This is a genomic window from Enterobacter cloacae complex sp. P6RS, from assembly GCF_014982245.1.
GTDB lineage: Bacteria > Pseudomonadota > Gammaproteobacteria > Enterobacterales > Enterobacteriaceae > Enterobacter > Enterobacter bugandensis.
Window position 1 is genome coordinate 217 of record NZ_JADCLB010000035.1, and the last position, 1,649, is coordinate 1,865.

A 1,649-nucleotide genomic window follows, 5' to 3' on the forward strand; every position below is an offset into this window, starting at 1 on the left:
GGCGCGCGCCACCGCCTGAATCACTTAGTGACGCACGCCGTCGTCGTCTTCGTCGACGTAATCTTCGTTGTCGCCTTCTTCGCCGTCTTCACCGTTTGGATCTTCGAAGTAGGTTCCCCAGCCGTCGTACTCCACTTCAAACTTCTCGGCCAGGTTCATCAGCTGTTCTACCTGCGCGTCGATCAGCTCCGCCTTCAGCGCGCCTTCGCTCAGGATGTCGCAGCAGATGACGGTGTCGCCCTCTTCCACTTCCAGCTCTTCCGGCTCGGTCACTTCGTAACCCAGCTTGAAGGCTTCCACGGCCATTTTTTCCAGCGCTTCAAAGTCGTCCGCAGAGAAATGGTGTTCGATGGTGTACAGCGCGTCCGGATCGCTACCGTCTTCCAGCAGCTCTTCAATAATCAGACGCGTCTCTTCGCGTTGCTCTTCCAGTAATTCCGGGTTTGCCATGGCTCAATCCTCTTTAAAGTGCGGCAGATACTTCTATTTTCACACACGGACGGGTTTGCCTCCACCTTTGTTGGAAAGATTTGTGAAACGGGGTTGCAAATGAATAATTACACATATAAAGTGAATTTTAATTCAATAAGTGGCGTTCGCCATGTGAGGATAAAATGTCTGATCTGTACAAGAAACACTTTCTGAAATTGCTCGACTTTACCCCTGCACAGTTCACTTCTCTGCTGACCCTTGCCGCACAGCTCAAGGCCGATAAAAAAAATGGCAAGGAAGTACAGAAGCTTACCGGTAAGAACATCGCGCTCATCTTCGAAAAAGACTCGACCCGTACCCGTTGCTCTTTCGAAGTTGCCGCATTTGACCAGGGGGCGCGCGTCACGTATTTAGGGCCGAGCGGCAGCCAGATTGGGCATAAAGAGTCAATTAAGGACACCGCGCGCGTGCTCGGGCGGATGTACGACGGCATTCAGTATCGCGGCCACGGCCAGGAAGTCGTCGAAACGCTGGCGCAGTATGCGGGCGTGCCGGTATGGAACGGGCTGACCAACGAGTTCCACCCGACCCAGCTGCTGGCGGACCTGCTGACCATGCAGGAGCACCTGCCGGGCAAGGCGTTTAACGAGATGACGCTGGTCTACGCGGGTGACGCGCGCAACAACATGGGCAACTCGATGCTGGAAGCGGCGGCGCTGACCGGGCTGGATCTGCGCCTGGTGGCCCCGAAAGCCTGCTGGCCGGAAGAGAGCCTGGTGGCGGAGTGCAGCGCGCTGGCGGAGAAGCACGGCGGCAAAATCACCCTCACGGAAGACGTGGCGTCGGGCGTGAAGGGCGCGGACTTTATCTATACCGACGTGTGGGTGTCGATGGGCGAAGCCAAAGAGAAGTGGGCGGAGCGGATTGCGCTACTGCGGGGGTATCAGGTGAACGCGCAGATGATGGCGCTGACCGGCAACCCGAACGTGAAGTTCCTGCACTGTCTGCCCGCGTTCCATGACGACCAGACCACGCTCGGCAAGCAGATGGCGAAGGAGTTCGATCTGCACGGCGGGATGGAGGTGACGGACGAGGTGTTTGAGTCGGCGGCGAGCATCGTGTTCGACCAGGCGGAAAACCGGATGCATACGATTAAGGCGGTGATGGTGGCGACGCTTGGGGAGTGATTGGGTCCTCTGCGCGCTGGTGCCCTCACC

Annotated in this window: 3 protein-coding genes; 2 read left to right on the forward strand and 1 reads right to left on the reverse strand. The window is 57.5% G+C overall.

Annotation, left to right across the window (positions count from 1 at the left end; genetic code table 11):
* Positions 1 to 24: 24 nt before the first annotated feature.
* A complete protein-coding gene (gene rraB / locus INF73_RS20805) occupies positions 25 to 450 on the reverse strand; it encodes a ribonuclease E inhibitor RraB (RefSeq protein WP_193547310.1) in 426 nt (141 codons plus the stop codon).
* Positions 451 to 549: 99 nt separating this feature from the next.
* On the opposite strand from rraB, the gene INF73_RS22165 reads away from it, so the two are divergent.
* Together INF73_RS22165 and argF are read left to right on the forward strand one after the other, a co-directional pair.
* Complete coding sequence (locus INF73_RS22165) at positions 550 to 645, forward strand: hypothetical protein (RefSeq protein WP_213014347.1); 96 nt, start codon at positions 550 to 552, stop codon at positions 643 to 645.
* The gene (gene argF / locus INF73_RS20810) at positions 615 to 1,619 is read left to right on the forward strand and encodes an ornithine carbamoyltransferase (protein WP_193547311.1); all 1,005 of its coding nucleotides are present in this window, start codon (positions 615 to 617) and stop codon (positions 1,617 to 1,619) included. The genes INF73_RS22165 and argF overlap by 31 nt, the downstream gene beginning before the upstream one ends.
* Positions 1,620 to 1,649 lie beyond the last annotated feature (30 nt).